18 protein-coding genes are annotated in these 25018 nt (G+C 62.8%); 1 reads left to right on the top strand and 17 read right to left on the bottom strand.

Annotated features, from left to right (window positions below; genetic code table 11):
• Positions 1–11: 11 nt before the first annotated feature.
• The 12 genes from EB235_RS29330 to EB235_RS29385 form a co-directional block, all read right to left on the bottom strand.
• Positions 12–3698: a TIR domain-containing protein gene (locus tag EB235_RS29330; protein WP_167334906.1), complete on the bottom strand. Its 3687-nt coding sequence runs from the start codon at positions 3696–3698 to the stop codon at positions 12–14.
• A gap of 191 nt (positions 3699–3889) precedes the next feature.
• Entirely contained in the window at positions 3890–6505 is a 2616-nt protein-coding gene (locus EB235_RS29335) for a hypothetical protein (protein ID WP_027033901.1), read from the bottom strand.
• 250 nt (positions 6506–6755) lie between these two features.
• Positions 6756–7532: an SDR family oxidoreductase gene (locus EB235_RS29340; protein WP_027033900.1), complete on the bottom strand. Its 777-nt coding sequence runs from the start codon at positions 7530–7532 to the stop codon at positions 6756–6758.
• 67 nt (positions 7533–7599) lie between these two features.
• Positions 7600–8139 carry a hypothetical protein gene (locus EB235_RS34895; protein ID WP_245268920.1) on the bottom strand — a complete coding sequence of 180 codons (540 nt, stop codon included), beginning with the start codon at positions 8137–8139 and terminating at the stop codon, positions 7600–7602.
• 284 nt (positions 8140–8423) lie between these two features.
• On the bottom strand, positions 8424–9653 hold the full coding sequence (locus tag EB235_RS29350) for an acyl-CoA dehydrogenase family protein (protein ID WP_027033898.1): 1230 nt from the start codon (positions 9651–9653) through the stop codon (positions 8424–8426).
• Between the two features lie 48 nt (positions 9654–9701).
• The gene (locus EB235_RS29355; protein WP_027033897.1) at positions 9702–10472 is read right to left on the bottom strand and encodes an ABC transporter ATP-binding protein; all 771 of its coding nucleotides are present in this window, start codon (positions 10470–10472) and stop codon (positions 9702–9704) included.
• 28 nt (positions 10473–10500) lie between these two features.
• On the bottom strand, positions 10501–11841 hold the full coding sequence (locus tag EB235_RS29360; protein WP_027033896.1) for an ABC transporter substrate-binding protein: 1341 nt from the start codon (positions 11839–11841) through the stop codon (positions 10501–10503).
• Positions 11842–11936: 95 nt separating this feature from the next.
• The gene (locus tag EB235_RS29365; protein ID WP_032926915.1) at positions 11937–12986 is read right to left on the bottom strand and encodes a branched-chain amino acid ABC transporter permease; all 1050 of its coding nucleotides are present in this window, start codon (positions 12984–12986) and stop codon (positions 11937–11939) included.
• Between the two features lie 11 nt (positions 12987–12997).
• Positions 12998–13879 carry a branched-chain amino acid ABC transporter permease gene (locus tag EB235_RS29370; protein WP_027033895.1) on the bottom strand — a complete coding sequence of 294 codons (882 nt, stop codon included), beginning with the start codon at positions 13877–13879 and terminating at the stop codon, positions 12998–13000.
• 7 nt (positions 13880–13886) lie between these two features.
• Positions 13887–14654, bottom strand: coding sequence for an ABC transporter ATP-binding protein (locus tag EB235_RS29375; protein WP_027033894.1), 768 nt, complete (start codon positions 14652–14654; stop codon positions 13887–13889).
• Positions 14654–16075 (bottom strand): LLM class flavin-dependent oxidoreductase, encoded by a 1422-nt coding sequence (locus EB235_RS29380; RefSeq protein WP_027033893.1) that lies wholly within the window; start codon positions 16073–16075, stop codon positions 14654–14656. Before EB235_RS29380 ends, EB235_RS29375 begins: the two co-directional genes overlap by 1 nt.
• Before the next feature lie 387 nt (positions 16076–16462).
• The gene (locus tag EB235_RS29385) at positions 16463–18532 is read right to left on the bottom strand and encodes an NAD(P)-binding protein (RefSeq protein WP_027033892.1); all 2070 of its coding nucleotides are present in this window, start codon (positions 18530–18532) and stop codon (positions 16463–16465) included.
• A 275-nt stretch (positions 18533–18807) separates the two neighbouring features.
• Between EB235_RS29385 and argE the strand changes: the two genes are divergently transcribed.
• The gene (argE, locus tag EB235_RS29390) at positions 18808–19983 is read left to right on the top strand and encodes an acetylornithine deacetylase (RefSeq protein ID WP_027033891.1); all 1176 of its coding nucleotides are present in this window, start codon (positions 18808–18810) and stop codon (positions 19981–19983) included.
• Here argE and EB235_RS29395 read toward each other — a convergent pair.
• Genes EB235_RS29395 through EB235_RS29415 form a run of 5 tightly spaced genes read right to left on the bottom strand, consistent with a single transcriptional unit; the run spans position 19980 to position 24908 of the window.
• A complete protein-coding gene (locus EB235_RS29395; RefSeq protein ID WP_027033890.1) occupies positions 19980–20915 on the bottom strand; it encodes a LysR family transcriptional regulator in 936 nt (311 codons plus the stop codon). The genes argE and EB235_RS29395 overlap by 4 nt on opposite strands.
• 49 nt (positions 20916–20964) lie before the next feature.
• Positions 20965–22455 (bottom strand): aldehyde dehydrogenase, encoded by a 1491-nt coding sequence (locus EB235_RS29400; protein WP_027033889.1) that lies wholly within the window; start codon positions 22453–22455, stop codon positions 20965–20967.
• 27 nt (positions 22456–22482) lie between these two features.
• Positions 22483–23157: a DUF1028 domain-containing protein gene (locus EB235_RS29405; protein ID WP_027033888.1), complete on the bottom strand. Its 675-nt coding sequence runs from the start codon at positions 23155–23157 to the stop codon at positions 22483–22485.
• Between the two features lie 4 nt (positions 23158–23161).
• A complete protein-coding gene (locus tag EB235_RS29410; protein WP_027033887.1) occupies positions 23162–23578 on the bottom strand; it encodes a RidA family protein in 417 nt (138 codons plus the stop codon).
• A 55-nt stretch (positions 23579–23633) separates the two neighbouring features.
• A complete protein-coding gene (locus tag EB235_RS29415) occupies positions 23634–24908 on the bottom strand; it encodes a flavin-containing monooxygenase (protein WP_027033886.1) in 1275 nt (424 codons plus the stop codon).
• Positions 24909–25018: the final 110 nt, after the last annotated feature.

The following is a 25018-nucleotide window of genomic DNA, read 5'->3' on the forward strand; positions in this document are numbered from 1 at the left end:
CCCCTATCGAACTATGGTCCCGCTTTGCCCGAGTCGGAGCTCGCCCCCAGCAGCTCGGCGTCCCCGGCTCGTGCAATGCTGTCCGTCAGGATCGATGCCGGTGACGACTTCTGGAAATCGGCCAGCGCCTTGAGGTTCCAGACGCGGATATACGGATCTTGCGAGGTGGTGAGCAACCAGGTGCCCGTGGGATCCACCGCCGCGCTCTGCACCCATTGATCGTCGTGACCGTCGAGGTGAAGCAGCGGAGCCCAATTTCCCGTCTGCCAGAGGATTGTGCCCCCCTGCCCGGACGCGATCAGCAAATCACCAGCCGGTGAAAACGACACCGCCTCGACATAGTCGCTGCCGGTCGCGGCCAAAAGAGTGGCGATCTGGCTCGCCGTGCCGATATCGAAGACGCGCACAAAACCGTCACGCGCTGCCGTGGCGACCCGTTTGCCATCCGGGCTGAAGGCGATCGAGGTTACCGACCCGCCGTGGCCGACAAGTTCCTTGTATTGGCCCGGATTTGCCAGGTCCCAAAGCCGCGCTGTCGTATCATAGGAGGCGGAAGCGAGAATGCGCGCTGTCGGATCGAAAGCCATCGACAACACGGATCGCCCATGCCCGTTCAGCACAGCCTCCGATTTGCCGGTAGTGGTGTTCCAGACTACGATTGTGTTGGAATCCGCGTCCTCTTTGCCCGATTCGTCGGTGGCGAAGGCGAGGCGGGCAGGATCGGAGGAAGGCGTCACCACATGCACGGGCTGATCTGGCTTGCCGACGGTGATGTCTCGCTCGGCATGACCGTCAAGGTCGACAATGCGGATCATGCCTATCTGCGAACCCGCTATGAGCTGGCGTCCGTCGGGTGAAAAAGCGAGGCCATGCGCCCGCCCGAAAGTTCCCGGGATCGTGTCGGTAACGCTGCCGGTCGCGAGATCGTAGAGCCGGATACTCTGATCATAGCCATTGATGGCAGCTATCGGCGCCTTCGGTGAGAATGCAATGGCCGGGGTGAAGGAATAATCGCCCGGCATCCGATCAGGGGGCCGGATGGTTCGCGTTTCCACAGCGTCACCGATGCTGTAGGCATGGATCGTGCCCTGATCCGTGCCAACGACAAGGCGGGTGCCGCCTGGATCGAAAGCAACTCTGTCGATGTGGCTCTGGTAGACCTGATAGGGGTTGAACCTGGCGACGATCACCCCGGAAATGGCGTCAATGATCGCGACCTCGCCATACATGGCGGCGGCGATAAGCTGTCCATCCGGGCTGAAGGCGATATCGTGTACCTCAGAGGCCAGATTGACCTCGTGCACCGGCTGGCCAGGATTGTCAGCTTGCCAGATGAGCAGCAGCTGATTGCCGGCCGCCGCGAAAAGCCGACCGCTGGGGCTGAAAGCCAGTGTCGGGGTACGATCGAAGCCGGGCGCCAGCGGTACCGGCTCGGGCTGCCCGTAATAGGTCATCGCATAGAAGGTGATCTTGTTCGATGTATTGACGACCGCAAGCTTCGACCCGTCGGGCGAATAGATCAGACCCGCCGGACTGACGTCTTTTATCGCCGTGCCATCCTCCAGCTCGCCCGCCGGCGAGACAAAGCCGACATCATTGCCGCGCAGCACGGCAACCCGACCGGTCACGGGCTCGAAGCTGGCGCATTGCTTGGCAAAGGATCGGCCCGTAGAGATGGCCGATGGCGCACCGTCCGGCGCCTCGATGTCCCAGAGCTTCGCTGCGCCGCCAGTGGTGCAGCCCAAGAGATAGCGGCCCGGTGCATCGAAGCCGATGCTCAGCAGACCCTTGGGATCGCCATCAAGCACGCGCCGCTCACTGCCCGTCGCCGGGTCATGGAACCTGATGCCCCCCTCAAGACCGGCGCTGACCAGCGTCTTGCCATCAGGCGAGAAGGCAAGGCCCTCCACGGCGCCGGCATGCCCCTTGAGCCAGTCGACGGGCGCCAGCGGCGCGACGGAATAGCGCCCGAGGTAGCCGCCGATGGCGAAGATTTGCTTGCCGTCGGCTGAAAATGCGAGCGCATATTCCGCGTTGCTTGAGGCGCGATCGCCGGTCTTCTCCAGTTTGCCGGTCGTGGTGTTCCAGACTTCGAGGCCACTGAGCGTCGCCATCGCCACGGTGGTGCCATCGGCCGAAAACGCCAGGCCGTTGGCCGTGGGATAGCCGGGGCTCTCAGCAAGCTCTTGTGGGGTAGAGGGATCATCCAGGGGCCAAATGCGAACGCACATGCAAGGCACGGGCGTGCCGACATAGCGGTCGTTCGAGCCCCATTCGGCAAGCCGCTTGCCGGATGCATCAAGGGCCAAGGCTTCGATCGCCAGCGGATCGGCCTTGAAGGCGCTGATGTCGGCGCCCGTACCGGGATCGATGACGCGCACAAACCCCTTGTTGTCACCGACGATGATTTCCGGACTGTCGGGCCGTATGATCGCGGCGCCGATCTTGGCGCCCGGAATGGTCAGCTTCACCAGCGCGCCGTCGGTCTTCCTGCGTGAAAGCACATTGTCTTCGCTCAGACCCCAAACATCGCCCAGCGAATCGAAACCCAACGCGATGACCGATGCGGTGGTGGGAGCGTAACGCTCCAGCAACGCTCCATCGGCGAGGTTGAAGACCAGCACGTCGCCATTCTTCCCGCCGCTGGCCAAGGTCTTGCCGTTTGGCGAGAGCGCGAGGGACGTGATTGCAGCGGGGTGCCGCACCAGCATGGGGCGGGACGAGCCACCGGCAACGCTCCAGACGCGGATCACCTGATCCTCATGTGCCGCGATGACGTTCGTGCCGTCCCGGCTCAACACCAGTGCGTTGCCGCCAATGCGGTTCGGAGCTTCCCAGAGCTGGCGGATACCGCGAGCGCGGACCCGCAGGATCTTTTCGCGGATGATCGGATCGTCCTTGACGGCAAGCGAAGAGGCGTAGTCGGCCTCGGCGTCGAGCACCCGGTGCTGGCCCCAGGCATCATCGCCCAGCCGCACCAGGGACAGTGCCTGGCTGGCCACCGCCGCGGTTCGTTCGCGAACGGCGGCCTCGCGGTTGAATTCAGCCCATATTCCCAGGCCGGACACAACCGCAAGCGCAACCATGGAGCCGATGGCAAGCACAACGAGTTGGCGGGCACGCCGTTCCTGGTCGCGGTTGCGCAAATCATCGAAGCCGATGCCGAGCATACCCGCGACGAGCCTGAGCAGCGCGGTACGCCGCTGCGCGCCCTGACGTATATCGGGATCGGGACGCAAGTCGGCGGCCAGCGGTTCGTCCGGCCTGTCGATGGCGAGACCGACATCTTGCCTGGCGACCTTGCTGATGCCGAGCAATGCCGGTGGGAACGCCTGCGCCGGCTCACCTTCGACCAACACCGCATAGATCTTGTCTTGGCGACCAAGGCGGATGAATTCCTCGATCTCGTCATTGACCCATTTTGACTGCACCGCACGAGGCGAGCACAGCACGATAAGGTTCTCGCTGTTTTCGAGCGCCTCGACGATATGGCCCCAAAGGTCTGAGGTCGCCGCCAGTTCCTCGCTGTCGCGGAATATCTTGCCCAGGCGAGGCTTCCGCTGCAGCCGCATCGCCAGGCGAGAGGGGATGTCGTAGGTTTCGAGCGCGCTTTGCAGCCACGCCGCCTCGACCTTGTCGGGAGCCGCCTGACGGTAACTGATGAAGGCGAAATATCTGCCGGAAGGCGGCATGCGCATACGCCGGCGCCCGGCCTGCGCCGCGAACCAGACCCGAACGCGCCGGAGAAACCCCGGCTTTTTCAAGCGCTCCGGTGACGAAGAATCCAGCGGTTCGATTGAAACGGCCATCTTAGGTCAATGTGCGCGCAGAGTGGCTGAAATCGCTCATTTCCCATCCTCCTTCACCCTCACCCAAAATGCCACTTCCCTCAAAGTGCCGCCGCAGGTCCATCGCCGGTCGCGGCGGCTCGTGGATCGAGCAGGCTCCGTCCGATCCGGTTGAACCAGTCCTCAAGGTCGACATCGCGTCCGAGCGGACCCGTGATTGCCGGAAGGAACAACTTTTCGCCGACGTGCTCTCCAAGCGCCCTGTACGCCTCGAATTGCGATTCCGAGAAGAACTGGTCGGCCGTCGACTGGTGCGGGAAGGCTGGCTCATCGAGCTTGTAGCGGCGCAGGAACTCTCCCTCGTTGCCGGTCAGCGAAAGCTTGAGGTAAATGAGGTAGCCAATCTCTTCCTTCGAATCCTGGTGTCCCGCCGGGTAGATGATGCGGCAGAACTGGAAGTGGGATCGGCTGTATCCCGTTTGCCCCAACCGCAGATCGTCGAGGTTCAATTCCAGCACGATGCCGAAATCGATATAAGCCAACCTTTGCAGATTGGTCAGGGCGTGGAAGGTCATCTTCGGGTCGCTCTCGCCATCGACGGCAACGATGTAGCGGCAACGGCGCCGTAGCAACTCGTAGACTCCCAGGTTCTCGATGTGGCCGCCGTCGGAAACATTGACGAACGCCCCGCGCTCATTCGCCGTCGCTGTCAGTTCCTGCAGGAGATGCCTGACGCCGGGGCCGCTTGCCTTGCTGCCTGGCTTGCGCAACCACAGCCCCAGCCGCAGGTTCAGCAACGTCAACCAAAAGCTTGCATAGCGCGTGGTGCCAAGCCCCATCTGCGGCGATACGGCAGCCCCCGAAAGCGCCATTGCTGTCGCGAGGTCGAGGTTCGGGTTGGCTTTTTCCCAGTCCCTGGTCGAGTTGTATCCAAGCACCGGCGCCCCGGTGGCGACTGGCGTGAAGGAAAACAGGTCCGACAGCCGGCCCCTCATCACAGCCCGCTTGGAGCCTGGAACATTGAGAGCGCAATTGACGATCGGGAAAAGAGCGCTGGCTGGATCGAAATCACTCAAGCGAATTGGCACCGCCACTTCACGCGACGGGTCGATCAGGAACGAAGCCGCGAGCTTGCCCCTGTAGTATCCATGCAGCGATATGACATTGACGTCGAGGACGAACCAAAGATATGCCGCAACGACAATTATGCCCACGAAGACGAAAACAGCCTGCGTATCGAGCGTCATGTAGAAATCGACGGACAAGACTTCCAGCGAGACGAAAAACAGAGCCATGAAGACGGTCAGCAGAACCGGCCGACCCTTGCTGAAAATGGTCAAGAGGGCACCGGCACCCGCGGATAGAGATCCCAGCACGGTCAGCCACGTCGAGATCGTGCTCACGTCCGGAGTCTGATCGGGCAGAAGCGTTCGGAGAGACGACACCCAGTCGACAAGCGGCCGCCATCCGGAATGGGCGGCGCCCAGGATTACCCACAGGATCGGCAGCAGGAAGACGATTCCAAGCAGGGCCATCCAAGTCTGTGCGCGGGGCGACGGGCCGCGTATTTTCTGGATCAGAGGAATGGCGAGGAAGATTACAGCCAACAAGACAGGCGACCACAATGCGGCCTGACGCGCCGTGTCGCGGGGTATGCGCTGTCCGAGCATGAAGTCCGCATAGCCAAAGAAAGCGGCAATCAAGCCGAGAACGAGCATATTGATGAAAACACCTTGCGCCTGCGCCATCGCAACGGCCAGGCGCTCCACGAAAGACCCGGAAAGATAGCTCGCCCCGTGCCGGATCCGCCGCAGCATCAGCGACTCGCCCTCGTCGCGCGTGAATGGCAGATCAGTACCCAAGAGACTGAATTTGGGCGGGACATTCGTTGCGCCGAGAAGCTGGGTCAGGAAAGACGCCGCATAACCGCCGCCCGAGACGCTGGACAGGTAGTCGAACTGAGGCAGGAGATTCCGCTTTGCCAGCGATACCATGACCCCCATCGAGAAGGTGGCGCTTCTGATGCCGCCACCCGACAGCGCCAGGCCCGCTGCCCAGCCCCTCTCGGGATCGAGATTGTATCGCGTGCGTCGCTGCTCGACGGCGCTTCTTTCAAGTGCCGAAAACCCGGCCAGGACGTCGCCAGCGACGTTCGTTCCCATGGGACGCCAGTTGACCGGCGTCGCCATCTCATTGTCGATTGCATCCTGGCCCGGCCGCCCTTGCTGATCGACCACGTAACCAGGCTGGGTCCTGATCAGTTGAAGGACCTTGTCCAGTTCCACCAGTGCAGCCTGAACGCCAACGAGACCTGCCCTGAACTCATCGCTGCTGTCCAACGCCCTGAGCGCGCCGGCGACGCTCTTGGGATGCCACTTGGCGGTGAACGGGCGCACACGAGAATTCAGGACGTACCAGATGACGGTCTCGAACGTCACGCAACCCGGATTCTTCTCTGTTATCGCCCGCGCCCGGCCGAACAATTCGAAGACACTCGTCAGCGCGCGGTCCTCGACACCGTCGCTGTAACCCAGAGCCTGCGTGGCAATGCGGGAGATGAGCTCCACATGCAACGAATGGGCGGCAGCGCTATCGGCATCCACCGGCTCCCAGGATCGATCCCCATAAGCCTCGATAAAGTCAGCGCCGAAGACGCTTTCACCAGGCTGCTGGAGAACTTCCCGCCAAGTGCTGGCGGTATTGCGTGCTTTGACCATCGAAGCCCCCTTCGAAATTCAAACACTGCAATACTGCAAATCTGCAAGCATAGACAGAGTTAGCGCGCTTTTCGGCGCTGCCTATCTAGCGCTGGAGGATACCTTCAGCCTTGGAAAAGTGGAGCGGTTGAATCGGCGGAACTTGCGCCGCTTTCCGCTGAGTTGATGGCCAAGGTGAAGGCGATCTACCACCAGGACATCAAGCCCTACGTGCACCAGCGCTGGTGACCGGCCCTCAAAACGCCGCGCGTCACACCACGATCGGTACCGACGCGCCATCCATGTTGATGACGACACCGGTCACGTAGCTCGCATTCGCCGAACAGAGGAAGGCGACGACCGATGCGATTTCGGCGGGATCGGCCAATCTGCCGATGGGTATGGCGTCCGTCGCCTGGCGCAGGGCTTCCTGCTCGCTGATCCCCTGGCTTGCCGCAACAGCTTTCATGCCTTCGCTCACCCGGCCTGTCTGTGTTAGGCCGGGATTGAGCCCGACGATGCGCACGCCGCGACCGGCATAGGCGTTCGCCAGACCGACCGTCGCCAGCATCAGCGCCGCGTTGGCGGCGCCTCCGGCAAGATGGACTGGCGAGGCGACCTTGCCGCCGTTGCCGATGATGTTGACGATCACGCCGGAGCCGCGCTCAGCCATCGTCTTGACCACCGGATCGATGACGTTGATGTAGGGGAAATATTTGTCGTCCATCGCGGCCCGCCAGGCTTGCGGGCTGAGCTCCTGTACCGGCGTGCGCTTGGCCGCGCCGGCGCTGTTGACAAGGATGTCGATCGGACCGATGTCCCGCAAAACCTTCTCCACAGCCTCTTTCGCGTCATCGCCCGATCTCAGATCGACCGCGATCCCAACCGCACCGGGAAGCACCGAAAGGGCGGCATCGATGTTGGATTGCGACCGGGAGCAGATGATGACCCTTGCGCCTTCGGCCGCGAGCAACTTTGCGCAAGCAAGCCCTATGCCTTTGGAGCCGCCCGACACCAGTGCGATCTTGCCTTCAAGGCCGAGGTCCATGGGTAGTCCTTCCTGACAGATACGGCCCGGACCCTATCAATCCTGGCGCCGTGATCGGCTTCTTTGCTCATTGCTTGATGAAGTCGCCCGTATAGACCTGACCGGCAAGCGTGTAGGTTCCGGCCAAGGTCCGCTCGGACAGCATCGTAAAACTGATGTCCGCGCCATTCGGCAGGCGCGCGAGCTTCAACGTCGTCCCTGAAATCCTTCCCGTGCCGGCGGCCTCTCCCGGATTGTTGTCGCCCAGCTTCCCCCACGCGACGGTGACCGTCACATTGCCGTTCGCAGAAATCGTCTGCACGGCGACTTCCGCGTCATACGTCCCCTGCAATCGCCCAGCCCACACGCCCGAAAAGGCCGCGTATTTCTTTGGAACACGCGGTGCGGGGGGAGTGATGGTCACGGATTGATCCATGATTGCCGAACCAGGAGCAACGGCGGCGGGAACCAAGCCAGGTTGAGGAGGGACGGTAGCGGGATCCGACGCAGGTTCGGCGGGTGGCGGTCCCGCGGGTGCCGATTGGCACGCGACCAAGGCAATTGCCGCGAAGCCCAGCATCATGTTCCGCATCGAATTCTCCACATCAAAACTGTCGGTCGGGCGCAAACCATTGCACTCCATTCTACGATACCGTCCGATGCCATATGTATAGCGCTTTTAATCCGTGCCCGGGTGCGTTTCAGATCGTTCAGCCGGTTGGTCCGTCCGCCAACTCATCCCCACCTGTGCTTTGTCACACTCGTAATGACAAGCGAGAACCACCTCCAGGTGCCGCTACAAATGACCTGCTGGAGCGCGTGGTGTCTGAGCGAATCCATGCGACATGCTTCAGGTCCTTGCTTTCATGCATGTCGTTATCCTGGGGCCACTTTTGGGCGACATGCATTGGCTTATACCGGGCTGCGCCCGATCCGCCACTGATAGGGTGGTGATGTGCCGTTGACTGCGTAGTCGCCTACGATGCGATCCTTGTAGATGCGCGGGTTGTGCGAAGACAGGGTGCGGGCGTTGCGCCAATGGCGATCGAGGCCGATCGGCTTTCTGGTCGAGGACGCGCCCAGCGCATCGAAAATAATCGTCGACGCTTCAAGAACCAGGTTCGTGACGACCGTCACCGCTTGCGATGTCTCGAGTTCGGCGACGGCGTTCGCCTTTTCCTCGGCCTCGGCATCGCCGGAAAAATGTGCTTGATAGGCGCGTTCGATGGCTTGCGCGACCTGCAAGACAATGGCGCCAGCCGCATAGGCGTTGCTGCGAATACGGCCGACGACCTGAAGCACCTGCGGATCCTGGCTTGAGCGCGGGCCGGCGGCATTGGAGTAGGAGCGATTGCGCGCGGCAACAGCGGCGGCGGTCTCGTTGGCTATCGCCCGACCGATACCAGCGAGCGTGGCAAGATGCACCAGCTGGTAGAAGGCGGCGCCATAGCGGAACTTGTCGTCGTCGACGACGACATCGCCGGGGTCGACCGTGGCATCGGTAAAGATCGTGGTGCCGCTGGCCGTGAGCGTCTGGCCAAAGCCGTCCCAGTCGTCGACGACATTGACGCCCGGATCGTCGCGGCGCACCTGCAACACGATGCCTTCGCCATCGAGCCCCGTCGCGCCGACATCGATCCAGTCGGCGAACAGCGAGCCGGTGGTGTAGTATTTGGTGCCGTTGAGCACCAGCCTGTCATCCTTGTTCGAGATGCGCGTCGAGAAGACGTCCTGTTTGGCATCGCCGATCTCGGTCCAGGCATTGCCGGCAATCTCGCCGCGGGCGATGCGCTGCGCCCAGCGCTTGCGGCTCTCGCCTGATGTCTTGTTGACGACATCCTCGACAAAGCCAAAATGGCCGCGCAGCGCCTGGGTGATATTGGAGTCTGCCGCCGACAGCTCGATCAGGATGTTGGCCAGTTCAGGCAGCGTCGCGCCAAGGCCGCCTTCGGCTTCAGACAAGCGCAGCGCCCCCAGGCCCGCCTGCTTCAACTTCGCAATCTCTTCTGCCGGCAGTTCGCGGCCAAGCTCCCGCTCGACCGCACCAGCGGCGATCTGTGCAAATATCGGCCGGAACCGTTCTGCCAGTGTCTCATAGCGTGCGCTGGGGCCCGCGCCCCAGGCGGTATCGATCTGTGTCATTTTGCATTGTCCTGAGATTAGCCGTCCAACCCGGCGCGGGTGAGGCGGTCAGTGTGGTTTGGCGACATTGGCACCGCCCAGGTAGAAGTCCTGGACATCCTCACGGGCTCGCAGTTCCTCTGCCGTTCCCGACAGAACAACGCGACCATTTTCGAGGATGTAGCCGTAGTCGGCATAGCGAAGCGCGAGATTGGCGTTCTGCTCGGCAAGCAGGAAGCTGACGCCCTGCTCACGGTTCAGAATGCGGATGATCTCGAAGATTTCCTGCACGATGATCGGCGCGAGACCCATGGACGGCTCGTCCAGCAGCACAAGGCTGGGCCTGGTCATCAGCGCGCGGCCGATGGCCACCATCTGCTGTTCCCCGCCGGAGGTCAGGCCGGCTTTCACCTTGCGCTTTTCCTTGAGGCGCGGAAACCATGTGTAGATCCGTTCGATGTCGCGCTGCAGATCTGCCCTGCCCGGCTTGCGCACGAAGCCACCGGAGAGGATGTTTTCTTCGACCGTCAATTGCGCAAAGCAATGACGGCCCTCCAGCACCTGCACGACACCTTTGGCGACGAGCCGAGACGCAGAGAGACCGCTGACCGGCTCACCCTGCCACAGGATGCTGCCGCGGCTGACCTTGCCGCGCTCTGGTCCAAGCAGATTGGAAACCGCCTTCAGCGTGGTGGTCTTGCCCGCGCCATTGGCGCCGAGCAGGGCGACGATCTTGCCCTGCTCGACCTTGAGCGACACGTCGCGCACCGCCAGGATCGCCTGACCATAGAGCGCTTCCATATTCTGGATCTCGAGGAAGCTTTTTGCTGCAATGGTCATGGGTCGATCCTGTCCGTGCGGGTTGGCGTCAGTTCGTTGCAACGCGGGGCTCGATGCCCTTTTCCTTGGCGTAGGCGGCGGCCTTTGCCTTGATGACGTCGGCAAACAGCGAGGCATCGGCCTTGATCCAATCGGTCCTTGTGTCCCAGGACTGACCATTCCACTGGATGATCTTGGCAGCGATGGTTTCGCCCTTGTGGTTGTCGATGGAAGTTTTCAGCGGGCTGATGAGGCCTTCCGCGCCAAGCTCGGCGATCCGCTTCTGATCGATGTCGAGGTTTTCGAGCGCCCACTGGCCTTCGGCGGCGGTCAACGGCCTGTTGCCGAATTTCTTGTGGCCGGTGCGCAGCGCCTCGACGAAGGTGATGGCTTCGATCACGCCGTAATTGTAGTAGACCGTGCCGAACTTCGAATTGTCCTTCAGGTCGGACTTGCCCTTGTCGAGGATGTCAGCCTTCAGCGTCTTCAAGATGCCGTAGTTGGTGCCCGGCGGGAAGACCGAGACGGCGAGGTAACCGTTGGCGGCGGCGCCCGCCGGACGGGCGTCGTCTTCCGAACCGCTCCAGATATCGCCGATGATGCGATTGGCGGGGAAGCCGACGCGGGCCGCTGTCTTGATCGCCACCGGCGTCATGACGCCCCAGCCGCGCAGGAAGACCCAGTCGGCGTTTGCACGGCGGATCTGCTGCCACTGTGTCTGCTGCTGTTCGCCGGGATGCGGCACCGGGATCTGGATGTCTTCGAAGCCGTATTTCTTGGAGAGGATGCCGAGCGGCTCGATCGTGTCGCGGCCATAGCCGCTATCGTGATAGAGCGTCGCGATCTTCAGCCCCTTGAGCTTGTCATAGCCGCCCGCCTGCTGGGCGATGTAGTCGACGATGATCTGGGCTTCGCTCCAATAGTCGAACACCAACGGATACTGGTAGGGAAAGACGCGACCGTCGGTGGCGATGTTCTGGCCACCGCCAGGGCTGACGATCGGGATCTTGTCGATGCGGGCCTTGTCGGTGAGTGCGACGTCGAGACCGCTCGAATGCGGATAGATTGCCGCCGTCAGCGCGCCGTTGTAGCCGTTCTTGTAGCGCTCGTAGCATTCGATGCCGCGCTCGATCGTGTAGGCCGTCTCGCATTCCTGGACCAGGATCTTGACGCCGTCGACGCCGCCCTCGACCTCGTCGATGTAGCGCAGATAATCGATGTTGCCGGCGCCGAACGGAATGAACGACGGAGCATAGGGTCCGGTGCGGTAGGTAAACAGCGGATAGAGCTGTTGGCCGGTGCCGTCTTCGGCGAAGGACGCGCTGCCCAGCAGCGTGACGGCCATCGCGGCAGCGGCCGCCAGCGACATGGTCTTGGTTAGCAATGACATTGTGCAACCCTTGTTTGAGTGGTTTGACGAAAGTGACGACCGATGCTTGGGAGGAGGCGAAAGACCCGGCGCCGAGGTGTTTCGCCTGTCTGAGTTCAACTGGATGATCGTGTTCGCGAGCGAAGGGCTTCGACGCCGCGCCTTCCCAGGCTCGACAATCCATCCGGTTCCTTGATCAGCAGCACGATGATGATCGTGCCGAAGATGATGTGCTGCAGGTTTGCCAGCGCGCCCTGATCGCCGAGGAATGACAGATCGATGATCAGCGACAGCCGGTCGAGCAGGATCGGCGTCAGCACGATGAAGGCGGCACCGAGAAAATTGCCGAAGATGGTTGCGACGCCGCCGATGATGACGATGAACAGGATCTGGAACGATTTATCGAGATTGAACGCGTGCGCATCCGAGGTGCCAAGATATCCGAAGGCCCAGAGCGCGCCGGCGATGCCAAGGAAAAACGAACTTATGCCGAAGGACAGCAGCTTGCGGCGCGCAACGCGGATGCCGATGACCGAAGCAGCGACATCCATGTCGCGGATCGCCATCCATTCGCGGCCGACGCGGCTTTTGACGATGGCGAAGGCCAGCGCGATCAGCAGCACCGTGGTCGCGATCACCAGATAGTAGCGGCCGGTGGCCGACTGGAGGTCGTAGTCGAGGATCTGCAGTCGCGGCGCCGAGATGGTCAGCGACTGGCTGTCATTCGAAAACCAGCTGAAATTGGTGAACAGCCATTCGAACAGGAACTGGGCGCCCAGCGTCGAAGCGCCGAGATAGAAGCCCTTGATGCGCAGCGACGGCAGCCCGAAGATGACGCCGGCAGCAGCCGCGATCAGGCCGGCAAGGATCAGGACGACCGGCAGCGGCAAGAACGGCGCGCGCAGCAGCAGATTGTAGGTCGAGAAGGCGCCGATCGACATGAAGGCAGCCGAACCAATCGACACCAGCCCCGTATAACCCATCAAAAGGTTCAGCCCGATGCCGGCAAGCCCCATGATCACTGTCGGAATGATGATCGAGCTCAGCCAGTAATCATCGGCAAGGACCGGCACCGCGAAGGCGGCGACCAGGCCAGCGACGACGGCGATGGTGCCTACGCCAAGGGCAGGCCGACGGAGCGGCTTGGACGGGGCGGATTCCTGCAGCGTGGTCACGATCAGACCCTTTCGATTTCGCGATCGCCAAACAGGCCGGCCGGACGCACCAGCAGGAAGCCGACAGCGAGGATGTAGGCCAACCAGGTGGAGACGCTGCCATTGACCAGCGGGCCGACATAGATGTCGGCCAGCGCCTCGGTGGCGCCGACCAGCAGGCCGCCGGCGATGGCGCCCGGGATGGAGGAGAAGCCGCCGATGATCAGCACCGGCAGCGCCTTGAGCGTCACCAGCGACAGCGAATATTGCACGCCCTGGCGCGATCCCCAGACAAGGCCGGCAACCAGGGCCACGATGCCGGCGACGCTCCAGACGATGCGCCAGATGACAGGCAGGCGGATGCCGATCGACTGCGCCGCAAGCGTGTCGGAAGCCACCGCCCGAAGCGAGATGCCCATACGCGTCTTGTTGAAAGTGATGGCCAGCGTGGCGACCAGCGTCAGCGCAATCAACGAGGCAATGATGTCGAACTGGCTGACATAGATGCCGCCGACCTGTACCGCGACATCGGGGATGCCGAGATCGAGCATGTGAACATCCATGCCCATCAGCAATTGGGCAAACCCCTCGATGACATAGCTCAATCCCAAAGTGGCCATGAACAGCGTCAACGGATCGCGGTTTCGCAAGGGCCGAAGCACCAGCCACTCGATCAGGATCGCCATCGCCACCATGACAAGCGATGTGACGATGAAGGCCAGGGCAAACGGCATGCCCTTCTCGATCAGGGTGACGAAGGTCAGCGCCGCAAACAGCAGCATCGCCCCTTGCGCGAAATTGAAGACCCCGGACGCCTTGTAGATGAGCACGAAACCGATCGCGACGAGCGAGTACATCACTCCGGCAAACAGACCGCTGACCAATGTTTCAAGAAAATAGGACATGAGTTCCTCAGTGAACCGTGCCGAGATAGGCGGCTATCACGTCGGGGTTCTTGCGCACCTCGTCGGGTGCCCCGTCCGCGAGCTTGCGGCCGTAATCGAGCACCACCACATGGCTGGCGAGGTTGAGCACGATGCCGACATCGTGCTCGATCAGCACCACGGTCGAGCCGAAGACGCGATTGACCTCGCGGATGACGCGGCTCATCTCCTCCTTCTCTTCCTGATTCATGCCGGCCATCGGTTCGTCGAGCAGCAGCAGCTTGGGGCCGGAGACCAATGCCCGGGCGAGATCGACGCGTTTTTGAAGACCGTAGGGAAGTGTCGAAACGATCCTTCCTGCATGGCGGTCGAGCCCGAGGAACGACATGGTGCGCTCGGCTCGGGCAAGGAAGCCGTGGCGCTCGGCGCCGTCCCTGCCCAGCCGGAAGATGTTTTCGAAAAAGCTGGCGTTGCCATGACGAGAGAGGCCGGCCAGCACGTTTTCGCGCACCGACAGGCGGCGGAACAACGCATTGTGCTGGAAGGTCCGGCCGATGCCGAGATGGGCCGCCTTCTGCGGATGGATCGCCTCGAAGCGCAGCCCGTCGAAGACAATGTCGCCGGCGTCGGCGCGATAGACGCCATTGATGACGTTGAGAAGCGAACTCTTGCCGGCGCCATTCGGCCCGATCAAGGCGCAGATCTCACCCTTGGCGACGCTGAAGCTCAGCGCATTCAGCGCTCGTACGCCCTTGAAGGACAGCGACACGTCGTGGAGTTCCAGCAGGCCGCTCATCACGCATTCACGGATTTCAGGCGGGACGCCGAGGCACGGTCGGCTTCGCGACGCTTGACGGCCTCGATGTCACGGTAGCCGTCGGCGGGATGCGTCGCGGGAAGATAGGGCCCTTGGCCGAACAGCTTTTCACGCAATGTTCCGAGCTTGTAGGCGGTGGGATAGACGCCGCGCTTCTGCAATTCCGGCACCAGCAGATCGACGGCCGCCTCGAAGCTTTCGGGCGTCACCGCATAGGCGAGGTTGAAGCCGTCGACACCGGTTTCATCGACCCATTCCTGAAGGATGTCGGCGATGGTGCCGGGCGAGCCGACGAAGACCGGCCCGACGCCGCCAATGCCGCCCCATTTCGCCAGTTCCTCGACGGTCCAGGCCTTGTCCTTGCCGGCAAAGTGCTCGACCATCGAAACGATGGCGTTGGTCTCGACCTTCTTGAGCGCGTCGGTTGGCGCATACTGGCCGAAATCGATGCCGGTCCAACCCGACATGAACACCAGCGAGCCATCGTAGGATGTATAGCTTTGGTATTCCTCGAAGCGCTTCTTCGCCTTCTCGTCGGTCTCATCGACAATCAGCGTGGTGAGATTGTAGATCAGAACATTCTTCGGATCTCGGCCCGCGGCGGCGGCTTTTTGGCGGATTTCGGAAACATAGGCCTTCAGCAGCGATTTGGTCGGCGCGCCGACGAAGACGCACTCGGCATGCGCAGCGGCGAAGGCCTTGCCCGGCCCCGAGGCGCCCGCCTGATAGAGAACCGGGGTGCGTTGCGGCGACGGCTCCGAGAGATGGTAGCCGGGCACCTCGAAGAACTTGCCCTTGTGGCCGATCTCGTGGACCTTGCTGGGGTCGGTGAAGATGCCACGGACCGGATCGCGCAGCACCGCGCCCTCTTCCCAGCTGCCTTCGAAGAGCTTGTAGAGCACCTCGACATATTCGGCCGCGACCTCGTAGCGGTTGTCATGGCTTTTCAGGCCGGTCTGGCCCACATTCTTGGCGCCACTTTCGAGATACGACGTGACGATGTTCCAGCCGACACGGCCTTTGGTATGGTGGTCGGCGGTCGAAAGCCGGCGGGCGAATGTGTAGGGATGTTCGAACGAGGTCGAGGCGGTAATGCCGATGCCGAGATGCTCGGTGGCAAGGGCGATTGGCGCTGCCAATTGCAAGGGATCATTGACCGGAATCTGCGCCGCTTGCTCGATCGCGTGATAATTCGAGCCCTTGTAGACGTCGTAGTAGCCGATGACGTCGGCGATGAATATGCCGTCGAAAATACCACGCTCGAGCGTCCGAGCCAGGTCCTGCCAGTAGTCCAGATCCTTGTATTTCCAGGACTTGTCGCGTGGATGCTTCCACAGGCCAGGGGATTGGTGGCCAACGCAATTCATGTCGAAAGCGTTGAAGCGAATATGCCGACCCATCCGTCACTCCTTTGATAGCCCTGTCGGGCGACAGCGGGAGGAAACTACCGACATGCCGGTCGTCAACGAAGGCAGAATATAATGTCTATGGATTATATAGAGAATTATTATTTCGCCCTTGGCGCGCATCGTGGTTTTTCCCCGAAGCACGGCTTGGAACGCTGTAAGAGGGTGATCATGACAAAGCTGGAACAAGCGCGCGACGAGATCGGCGGGCAGCCGTATCGAGCGCGGCGCTGCCGAGCGTGATGCTTAGGGATCCGCCAAGATCGCCACGTCCCAAAACGTCGGCTTCACCTCCAACTGACAGCGCCGATGCCTTCGGGCGTTCTCAGTCATCGAAATCGGCCTGCACGGCGGAAAGAACGAAAGACGTGATCTCGTCCTCTATTGAGCGGCCAGTGCCGTCACTTCTCGCCGGAACGGCAGCGCGTCGCCGATATCGAGTTCGTCCAGTTCACGAGCGAAGCGGTGGCCGGCGTAAGTGGCCCAGGCAATCGGACCCGGCGCCTCGGCATCGCCGATGACCTTGATCGAGCGAATGCCGCTGTCGGCCCATTCGTCCCGCCGCGCCTTCAATTCGGTCCAGACCCCATCATCCTGTTGGCGCGACGTCACCAGCACCACGGCGTCGGCGGCGATATCGCGTTCGGCACCGGTGTAGGCACAGGCAGTGGCAACGCCTCCCGGCACGATGCGCGTGACGGTCCTGTTCAGCACGATCTCGACGCCGAGCCCGGCCAGCCGGCGGTGGATGGCGCCCTGCTCCAGCGTGTTGCGGGTCCAGTCGGACACATAGGCGGAGGGTGTCACCAGCGTCACCGTCGCGCCCTGGCGCGCCATCAGCTCAGCCAGAACGCCGCCCATGTAGTAGTGGTCGTCGTCGAACAGCACGACGTTGCCGGTCGGCACAGTGCCACCCATCAAATCGTCCGGCGTGTAGAGCGGCATAGCCGGGTCGACCGGCATCGGCACGACATGCGCGCGCGCCACGCCGTCGCGGCGCCATGTCGAGCCGGTGGCGATGGCGACGTTTTGAAAGCCGAAGGCCAGGATGTCCTGCGCGGACAGTCGGCTTTCGAAATAGACGTCGACATTCGGCATCTGGCTGAGCTGGTACTGGCGATAGTCGCGCACGCGCCCCCAGGCAGACAGCCCCGGCAGGCGGCACTCGCGCGCGACACGGCCGCCGAGTTCGGTGCCGGCCTCGGCGATGGCCACCTGATAGCCGCGCAGGCCGAGCGCGCGCGCGGCCTCCAGCCCGGCAGGGCCGGCGCCGACGATCAGCACGCTGTCGCTGTCGCCCTTGGCCTGCATGCGTTCGGGATGCCAGCCCTTGCGCCACTCTTCCATGAAGGTCGGGTTCTGCGTGCAGCGCGAGATCGACATGGTCATGTCGCCGGTGATGCAGATGTTGCAGCCGATGCATTCGCGGATATCCTCGATCCGCCCCTCCTCCACCTTCTTCGGCAGAAAGGGATCGGCGATCGACGGGCGCGCGCAGCCGATGAAATCAAGCGTGCCGGACTTGATCATCCTGACCATCACATCCGGCGAGGTGAAGCGCCCGACACCGACGACCGGCTTCGAGGTCAGCTTCTTGATACCGGATACCAGGCTTTCCTGCGCGCCCTCCTCCTTGAACCGCGATGGCCCCGAACAATCTTCCCAGGCGCCATGCGCCAGGTCCCAGAGGTCGGGCAGTTCGGCATGCATCTCGATCATGTCGCGCACTTCGGAATTGGCAAAGCCAAGCTCGCCGATCATCTCGTCCAGCGACAGCCGCAGCGTCAGGCCGCAGGTGTCGCCAATGGCGTCGCGCCCCTCTTCGATCAGCTCACGCATCAGCCGTGAGCGGTTTTCCAGCGAGCCGCCATATTCGTCGCTGCGCTGGTTGGTGGCGGTGGACAGGAAGTGCTGGATGATGCCGAAGCCATGCGCGCCGTAGAGGCAGACCAGGTCGAAACCCGCCTGCCTGGCACGTTTGAAGGCATTGCGGTGCCAGCGGCGCAGGTCGCGTATATCCTCCCTGTCCATGGCGCGGGCCTGCACCGGATCGTTGGTGAAGGTGCGGATGGGCAAGGCCGACGGCCCGCGCGGCACCTCCTTGGTGTAGAGGTTCGGGCCATTGATGCCGGAATAGGCGAGCTGGATGCCGGCCAGCGCGCCATGCTGATGCATGGCCTTGGCCATTTTCGCCAGCGCCGGGATGTCAGCGTCGTCCCACAGCCGGAGCTCTATGAAGGGCGTGATCTCCGAGGTGTGGTGCATCTCCGTCTGTTCGGTGAAGATGACGCCCCAACCGCCCTCCGACTTCACGCGACGCATCTCGGCCGCGGCCGACGGATCGCGGTAGCCGCCGCCATTGCAATGCGGGACCTGATAAAAGCGGTTCTTGGCGGTCACCGGGCCGATCTTCACAGGCTCGAACAGAATATCGTAGCGTGGATCACGCATGGGATTTGCCTTCCTGCCAGCGTCGCCTTGCAGCATGCCCGATCATGGTTTCGAGCCCCGCGCAAGCCGGCCAGCCCAGTGGGTTGATGCCGTGAACCTACTCATAAGTTGCGGCACGCGCTGGAAAACTACAGATTTCTTCTGTGCCGATTAGGGCGCGCCTAATCGAGCCTACTGGGTTAGAATCCGGTGACTCCCGGCTGAGCCAAATGCGACTTCATGGCCAATGCCACGCGATGCTAGATAATGCGCACGGCCAAAGAGACATGAGACGCATGGACAGCATCCGTATCCTTGAAAAGCTGATCGCCTTTCCGACTGTGAGCCGCGACTCCAATCTCGACCTCATCTTGTATGTGGCGGAGATGCTGGACGCGCATGGCGTTGCCAGCCAGATCATTCGAAGCGAGGATGGCGACAAGGCCAACCTCCTTGCCACCATCGGACCGGCCGATGCTTCCGGCATCATGCTGTCCGGCCACACCGACGTCGTTCCCATCGACGGGCAGAACTGGACGCTGCCGCCCTTCGGGATGACCGGGCGCGACGGCAAACTTTACGGACGCGGCGCGGCCGACATGAAGGGCTTCGTTGCCTGTGCGCTGGCGGCATGTCTCACGGCTTCGAAAATGACACTGCGGACGCCGTTGCACCTGGCACTCTCCTACGATGAGGAGGTCGGTTGCATTGGCGTGCGCAGCCTGATCGACATGCTGCAGGCAGCCCCGCAACGGCCGTTGCTGTGTATCGTCGGCGAGCCGACCGGCATGCAGGTGGCGACGGGGCACAAGGGCAAGCTTGCTGCACGCGCGCTTTGCAGGGGACGCGAAGGCCATTCGGCGCTGGCGCCGCTGGCGCTCAACGCCATCCATCTCGGCTGCGATTTCGTTGCCGCCTTGCGCCGCGAGCAGGACCGGCTGGCGCGCGATGGCGCGCGCGACGGCGACTACGACATCGCCTACACCACCGTCCATGTCGGCAAGATCAACGCCGGCGTGGCGCTGAACATCGTGCCGAACCTCTGCCAGGTCGACTTCGAAATCCGCAACGTCGCGGCCGACAACCCGCACGAGATTCTCGACCGCCTCCGCGCCGAGGCCAAGCGCATTGCCGTTGAAGCCTCGGCCATCGCGCCCGAGGCGGCGATCGACATCGACATCACCAACGCCTATCCCGGCCTGGATACGCCGGCCAGTTCGCAAGCCGTGGCTTTCGTCAAATCGCTGACCGGCGCCAACGACACCATCAAGGTTGCCTTCGGCACCGAAGGCGGCCTTTTCAGCCGCGATCTCGGCACGCCGACGGTCGTGTGCGGACCGGGGTCGATGGCGCAAGGGCATAGGCCGGACGAATTCGTCAGCGTCGAGCAGATGCGCCGTTGCGATGACATGCTGCAAGAATTGATCAAGCGGCTTGCCGACCAGAGCTTCACTAATAGCGGCTTGCTTTAGCCGACTGCTCGTTCGGCGCCGAACACGCCTTGCTCGACCACGAAATGCCGGCAATGGTCGATGAACGCCTGGACGGTTTGCGTGCGATGATCGGAGTTGGGCAAGGCGACGCCCATGGTCAGGGGCCGCAAGTCGCCATCCAGCGGCACAAAGACAAGCGGCTTGCCATCCGGCGCCAGCGTGTTGAGCGGGCGCATATTGGCGATGCCGTAGCCGAAGCCGTTGGCCACCATCGAGCGCATCACCGCGATGTCGCCGGTGCGCTCGGCAATGTTGGGCCGGATGCCGCGCTGGTGGAACGCCGACAAGAAATATTCGCGGCTATACGGCAGGTCGAGCAGCACCATCGGCTCGTCGGCCAGTTCCTCCGTGGTGATCGACGCCTTGCCCGCAAAGCGATGTCCCGCCGGCAGCATGACATAGGCCGGCACCAGCATCAGCGGCTCGAAGGTCATGTCCTGCGACAATTCGAGATCGTATGTCAGGGCAAGGTCGATTTCGCCACGCTGCAGCATCTCAAGCAATTGCCCCTGATTGCGCTCGAACTGCCGCACCCGCACATCGGGATAGGCGCGCTCGAACCGCATGCGCAAAGCCGGCAGGACAATCTGCGCGAACGTCAGCAGGCAGCCGACGGCCAGCGGGCCGCGCACCTTCTCGGCAAAGTCGCCGGCGACATCATGCAAGGCGTCGGCATCGTTGAGCAGCCGCGCGGCTTCCTTGAGGAAGACGCGGCCGCCGGCCGTCAGCGAGAGACCGTGCGAATGCTTGCGGACAAAAAGCTGGACGCCGAACTCGGTTTCCAGCTGCGCGATGGAGGCCGAAATCGATGGCGGCGAGACATTGACCTGTTCGGCCGCCTTGGCGATGGAGCCGGCTTCGCCCACGGCGACGAAATATTCCAGCTGTCTGAGCGTGAAGCGTAGCGGCATGGCTGGCTATGTTGCCGGTTTGGCTGCTGCGATCAAGCCTTGGCGCCCATCAGTACTTGATCCATGTCGTTTTCAGCGCGGTGTATTTGTCGAGCGCATGCAGCGACAGGTCGCGGCCGAAGCCGGATTGCTTGAAGCCGCCGAACGGGGTCATCGGGCTCAGCGCGTCAACCGTGTTGACGGAAACCGTGCCGGCATGGAGCCGGCCGGCGATGCGGTGCGCACGCGACAGGCTGTCGGTCCACAGCGATGCGGCCAGCCCGTATGGGCTGTCATTGGCAATACGGATCGCTTCCGCCTCGTCATCGAAGGCGATGACCGACAGCACCGGCCCAAAAATCTCGTCGCGGGCAATCGGATCGGCGGGCGCGACATCGTCAAAGATGGTGGGCTGGATAAAGCTGCCGCGGCCGTTGACGGTGACCAGATCGCCGCCGGCAACCAGGCGCGCGGTTTTCTTGCCGGCCTGGACAAACCGCATGACATTGGTCGCGTGGCGGGCATCGACCATCGCGCCCATTTTCGAAGCCGGATCGAGCGGATCGCCGGGTTGGGTGGCCGCCGCACGCTGAACCAATTTCTCGACCAGAGCATCCTTGATGCCGCGTTGGACGAGCAGACGCGAATTGGCGGAGCAGACTTCGCCCTGGTTGAAGAAGATGCCGAAGGCCGCCATGTCGGCCGCCGCATCGAGATCCCTGCAATCGGCAAAGACAAGGTTGGGGCTCTTGCCGCCGGTTTCCAGCCAGACCTGCTTCATGTTCGACTGACCGGAATACTGCAGGAACATCTTGCCGACGGCGGTCGAACCGGTGAAGGCAAGGCAATCCACATCCATATGGCGGCCAAGCGCCTGGCCGGCGGTTTCGCCGAGGCCCGGCACCACATTGAGCACGCCGGCAGGCAGGCCCGCTTCCATGGCCAGTTCCGCCAGCCGGAGCGCCGACAAGGGCGACTGCTCGGCGGGTTTCAGCACCACCGAATTGCCCGCCGCCAGTGCGGGCGCGCATTTCCAGGTCGCCATGTCGAGCGGGAAATTCCACGGCACCACAGCGCCGACCACGCCAAGCGGCTCGCGCCGCACCAACACCAGATCGCCTTCGCCGGTCGGCGCCACCTCGCCGTAGATCTTGTCGATGGCTTCGCCATACCATTGGAAGATCGCTGCCGAGCCGGGAACGTCGACCGAAGTGGCGTCGCTGACCAGCTTGCCCATGTCGAGCGATTCAAGCAGCGCCAGTTCATGCAGGTTTTCGCGCAGCAACCGTGCCAGCCGCAGCAGCACCTCCTTGCGGTGCCCCGGACTGGTGCGTGACCAGACGCCGTCGTTGAAGCTGCGCCGTGCAGCGGCAACCGCCAGATCGATGTCTTCTTCGCCACAGGACGCCACGTCGGCCAGCGTCTCGCCGGTTGCCGGGTTGACGCAGGCGAAGGTCCGGCCGGACCGCGCCGCAACCGGCTTGCCGTCGATGAACGCCTTGTCGCGAAAACGGACCGCCGACGCCCTGCCGATCCAGTCCTTGTGGCTGAGTTCGCTCATCGCAGGTGACCCCTGGCCGTGTCTTGACTATTCATCGCCCGGCACGCCGTAGCTCGGCGCAGCGGATGGGTTTATCGCGCGGGTCACATAGGCATCGAGCTGTGGCTTGTAGAGTTCCCAGAGGCTCGCCAGTTGCTCGATCGGGCAGTCGTCGGTCCAGTCGCAGCGCAAATCGGCGACCGGCCAGGCGACCTCGCGCACCAGCTTCATGCCGGCGGAATGGACAGGGCCGGCTTCGCCGCCCGCTTTGAGCGCGGCGCGCATGGTCGCAATGAGGCGGTCGCCTAGATGCCCCTCCGACGCCAGGAAGGCTTCGACCATGGCCTGCGGCACGCCGTCATGGGCCAGCATGTTGCCGCCGCAAGCGACGTTTTCCGCGCGTGCTTCCGCCCAGATGCCCAGCGCCCTGGGTCCCGAATGGATCGCGGTCGCCCCGGTGGCATCGACGGCCAGCACCTGCCGGTATTCGGGATAGGCGCCGGTGCGCTTCAGGATGGCGATTGCCTCGGCGGCCGAAGCGCCGCGAGCCAGCAATTCGAGGCCCCGCAGCCCAAGTGTCGGATCGGTGACGTTCTGGCTGGCAATGGCGCCGACGCCGGCCTGTGCATAGGCACAGCGCGCCGCCACCGCGGGCGACGAGGAGGATACCGCGACCCCGAACATGCCGGTGCGGCTGCAGCGCGCGACGATGGAGAAGGTCATGCCATCAATCCGGAATTACGGCGGTGCCGTCGATCTCGACCAACCAGTCCGGCCGCGCCAGGGCCTGCACGACGAGGCCGGTCGAAACGGGGTGCACGCCTTTGATGTACTCGCCCATGGTGCGGTAGACCGCCTCGCGATGGCGCACGTCGGTGATGTAGACCACCACCTTGACCAGATGTTCCATGGTGCCGCCGCATTCCTCGATCAGCTGGCGGATGTTCTGCATCACCTTGTGCGTCTGCTCGGCCGGGTCATGGCTGCCGATATTCTTGGCGGTATCGAGGTCCTGCGGACACTGGCCACGCAGATAGACGGTTCTGCCGCCCCGCGTAACGACGGCCTGACACAGATCGTTGTCGAGTTTCTGCTCCGGATAGGTGTCCTTGGTGTTGAACTTGCGAATTCTTGTATGGGCCATCGTGATCTCCGTCGGATCGGCTCGAGGTCTGGGCTTCCGTTGCAGCTGCTGTTGGCTATGCCGCCTGGGTCTCGCGTCTAGCGGACGCGTGGTAAGCCAGATACTTGCGTTGCGTGGAAATGTGGTCGGCTACATGCTGGGCGTCGTGCCAGACGCCCCAGATGAAGCTGGATCCCCTGCGTGACTGCCACGGCAGCCCGAGGAAATAGATTCCGGGCTCGGTCGAAACGCCGCGCTGATGCCTCGGCTTGCCCTTTTCGTCGAACACATCAACGCCGAGCCAGCTGTAATCGACGGTAAATCCCGTTGCCCAGATGATCGAACCTATTCCCGCCTTTGCCAGATCCAACTGGAGGATGGGATTTGCCATGCATTGCGGGTCCGGCCCGATCTTGCGGGCGTCGGGCTCTTCCGGAAGGTCGAGGCCGTTGCGGGCAACATAGGCGTCTGCCTCGTCCAGCACCGACATGTAGTTTGCATCGCCGCGGGCGATGTTTCGGGTGAGATCAGGGGCAAAGCCCAGGACGCCATCCTTATAAGACTCCGTCCGGCCAACCAGCGTTATCCCTTGCGCAGCAAGACGCCGGAAATCGATCGTCTGTCCGCCACGCGCACCACTGACCGCGATGGTGACGTGTTCCGTGCCAGGCGCGGGGGCCTGTGCGTCCCACTTGCCGAGAACGCCCAGCCACCAGCAGAAGTCGCGCTCGCGATAGGCCCGCGGCGGCCGATCGTGCGGTCCGACCGAGAGGTAGACACGCCGCCCCGCACGCTGGAGTTCGTCCGCGATCTGCACCCCGGAAGACCCCGAGCCGACCACCAGCACCGCACCTGCGGGCAACTGGCCGGGATTGCGATAGGCGCTGGAATGAATCTGCATTGGTCCGGCTTCGTTGGGAACGACTGAGGGAATGACGGGGTGCTGGAACGCTCCGGTGGCGGCAACCACGCTTCTGGCCTCGATCACGCCATCCGAGGTCTCGACCTGAAAACCCGGCCGGCCGACCAGCCTTTGCACCTTCCTGACCTCGACGCCGCAGCGAATGGGGGCGGCGATCATCTCCGCGTAGGCGACAAAATAATCGGCGACCTTTTCCTTGCCGATAAAGGCATCCGGGCCAGCATCCGGAAACGCCATGCCCGGAAACCGGTCATGCCAGGCCGGACCATTGGCAACCAGCGAGTCCCATCTTTCTGAGCGCCAGCGCTCGGCGATACGCTGCCGCTCAAGGATGAGATGAGGCACGCCGCACTTGCTCAGATGCTCGCTCATGGCCAGCCCCGCCTGGCCAGCGCCGACAACAAGCGTGTCTACTTTTTCAACTGACATTGCAGCGGTCCTTTCTGGCTCTCTCCCCGAGATTTCCGCGGATGCGACGGAGATCAGATTGCTGGTCTACCGGAGGGACCGAGCAGCGAAAATTACGATTTCATGTGGCA

It is taken from the genome of Mesorhizobium loti R88b (assembly GCF_013170845.1).
Taxonomy (GTDB): Bacteria; Pseudomonadota; Alphaproteobacteria; order Rhizobiales; family Rhizobiaceae; genus Mesorhizobium; species Mesorhizobium loti_B.

Bases quoted from the DNA above. Each gene is read 5' to 3' on its own strand.
- EB235_RS29330 (WP_167334906.1), bottom strand. From the start codon at position 3,698: ATGCGCATGCCGCCTTCCGGCAGATATTTCGCCTTCATCAGTTACCGT.
- EB235_RS29335 (WP_027033901.1), bottom strand. From the start codon at position 6,505: ATGGTCAAAGCACGCAATACCGCCAGCACTTGGCGGGAAGTTCTCCAG.
- EB235_RS29340 (WP_027033900.1), bottom strand. From the start codon at position 7,532: ATGGACCTCGGCCTTGAAGGCAAGATCGCACTGGTGTCGGGCGGCTCC.
- EB235_RS29350 (WP_027033898.1), bottom strand. From the start codon at position 9,653: ATGACACAGATCGATACCGCCTGGGGCGCGGGCCCCAGCGCACGCTAT.
- EB235_RS29355 (WP_027033897.1), bottom strand. From the start codon at position 10,472: ATGACCATTGCAGCAAAAAGCTTCCTCGAGATCCAGAATATGGAAGCG.
- EB235_RS29360 (WP_027033896.1), bottom strand. From the start codon at position 11,841: ATGTCATTGCTAACCAAGACCATGTCGCTGGCGGCCGCTGCCGCGATG.
- EB235_RS29370 (WP_027033895.1), bottom strand. From the start codon at position 13,879: ATGTCCTATTTTCTTGAAACATTGGTCAGCGGTCTGTTTGCCGGAGTG.
- EB235_RS29375 (WP_027033894.1), bottom strand. From the start codon at position 14,654: ATGAGCGGCCTGCTGGAACTCCACGACGTGTCGCTGTCCTTCAAGGGC.
- EB235_RS29380 (WP_027033893.1), bottom strand. From the start codon at position 16,075: ATGGGTCGGCATATTCGCTTCAACGCTTTCGACATGAATTGCGTTGGC.
- EB235_RS29385 (WP_027033892.1), bottom strand. From the start codon at position 18,532: ATGCGTGATCCACGCTACGATATTCTGTTCGAGCCTGTGAAGATCGGC.
- argE (WP_027033891.1), top strand. From the start codon at position 18,808: ATGGACAGCATCCGTATCCTTGAAAAGCTGATCGCCTTTCCGACTGTG.
- EB235_RS29395 (WP_027033890.1), bottom strand. From the start codon at position 20,915: ATGCCGCTACGCTTCACGCTCAGACAGCTGGAATATTTCGTCGCCGTG.
- EB235_RS29400 (WP_027033889.1), bottom strand. From the start codon at position 22,455: ATGAGCGAACTCAGCCACAAGGACTGGATCGGCAGGGCGTCGGCGGTC.
- EB235_RS29405 (WP_027033888.1), bottom strand. From the start codon at position 23,157: ATGACCTTCTCCATCGTCGCGCGCTGCAGCCGCACCGGCATGTTCGGG.
- EB235_RS29410 (WP_027033887.1), bottom strand. From the start codon at position 23,578: ATGGCCCATACAAGAATTCGCAAGTTCAACACCAAGGACACCTATCCG.
- EB235_RS29415 (WP_027033886.1), bottom strand. From the start codon at position 24,908: ATGTCAGTTGAAAAAGTAGACACGCTTGTTGTCGGCGCTGGCCAGGCG.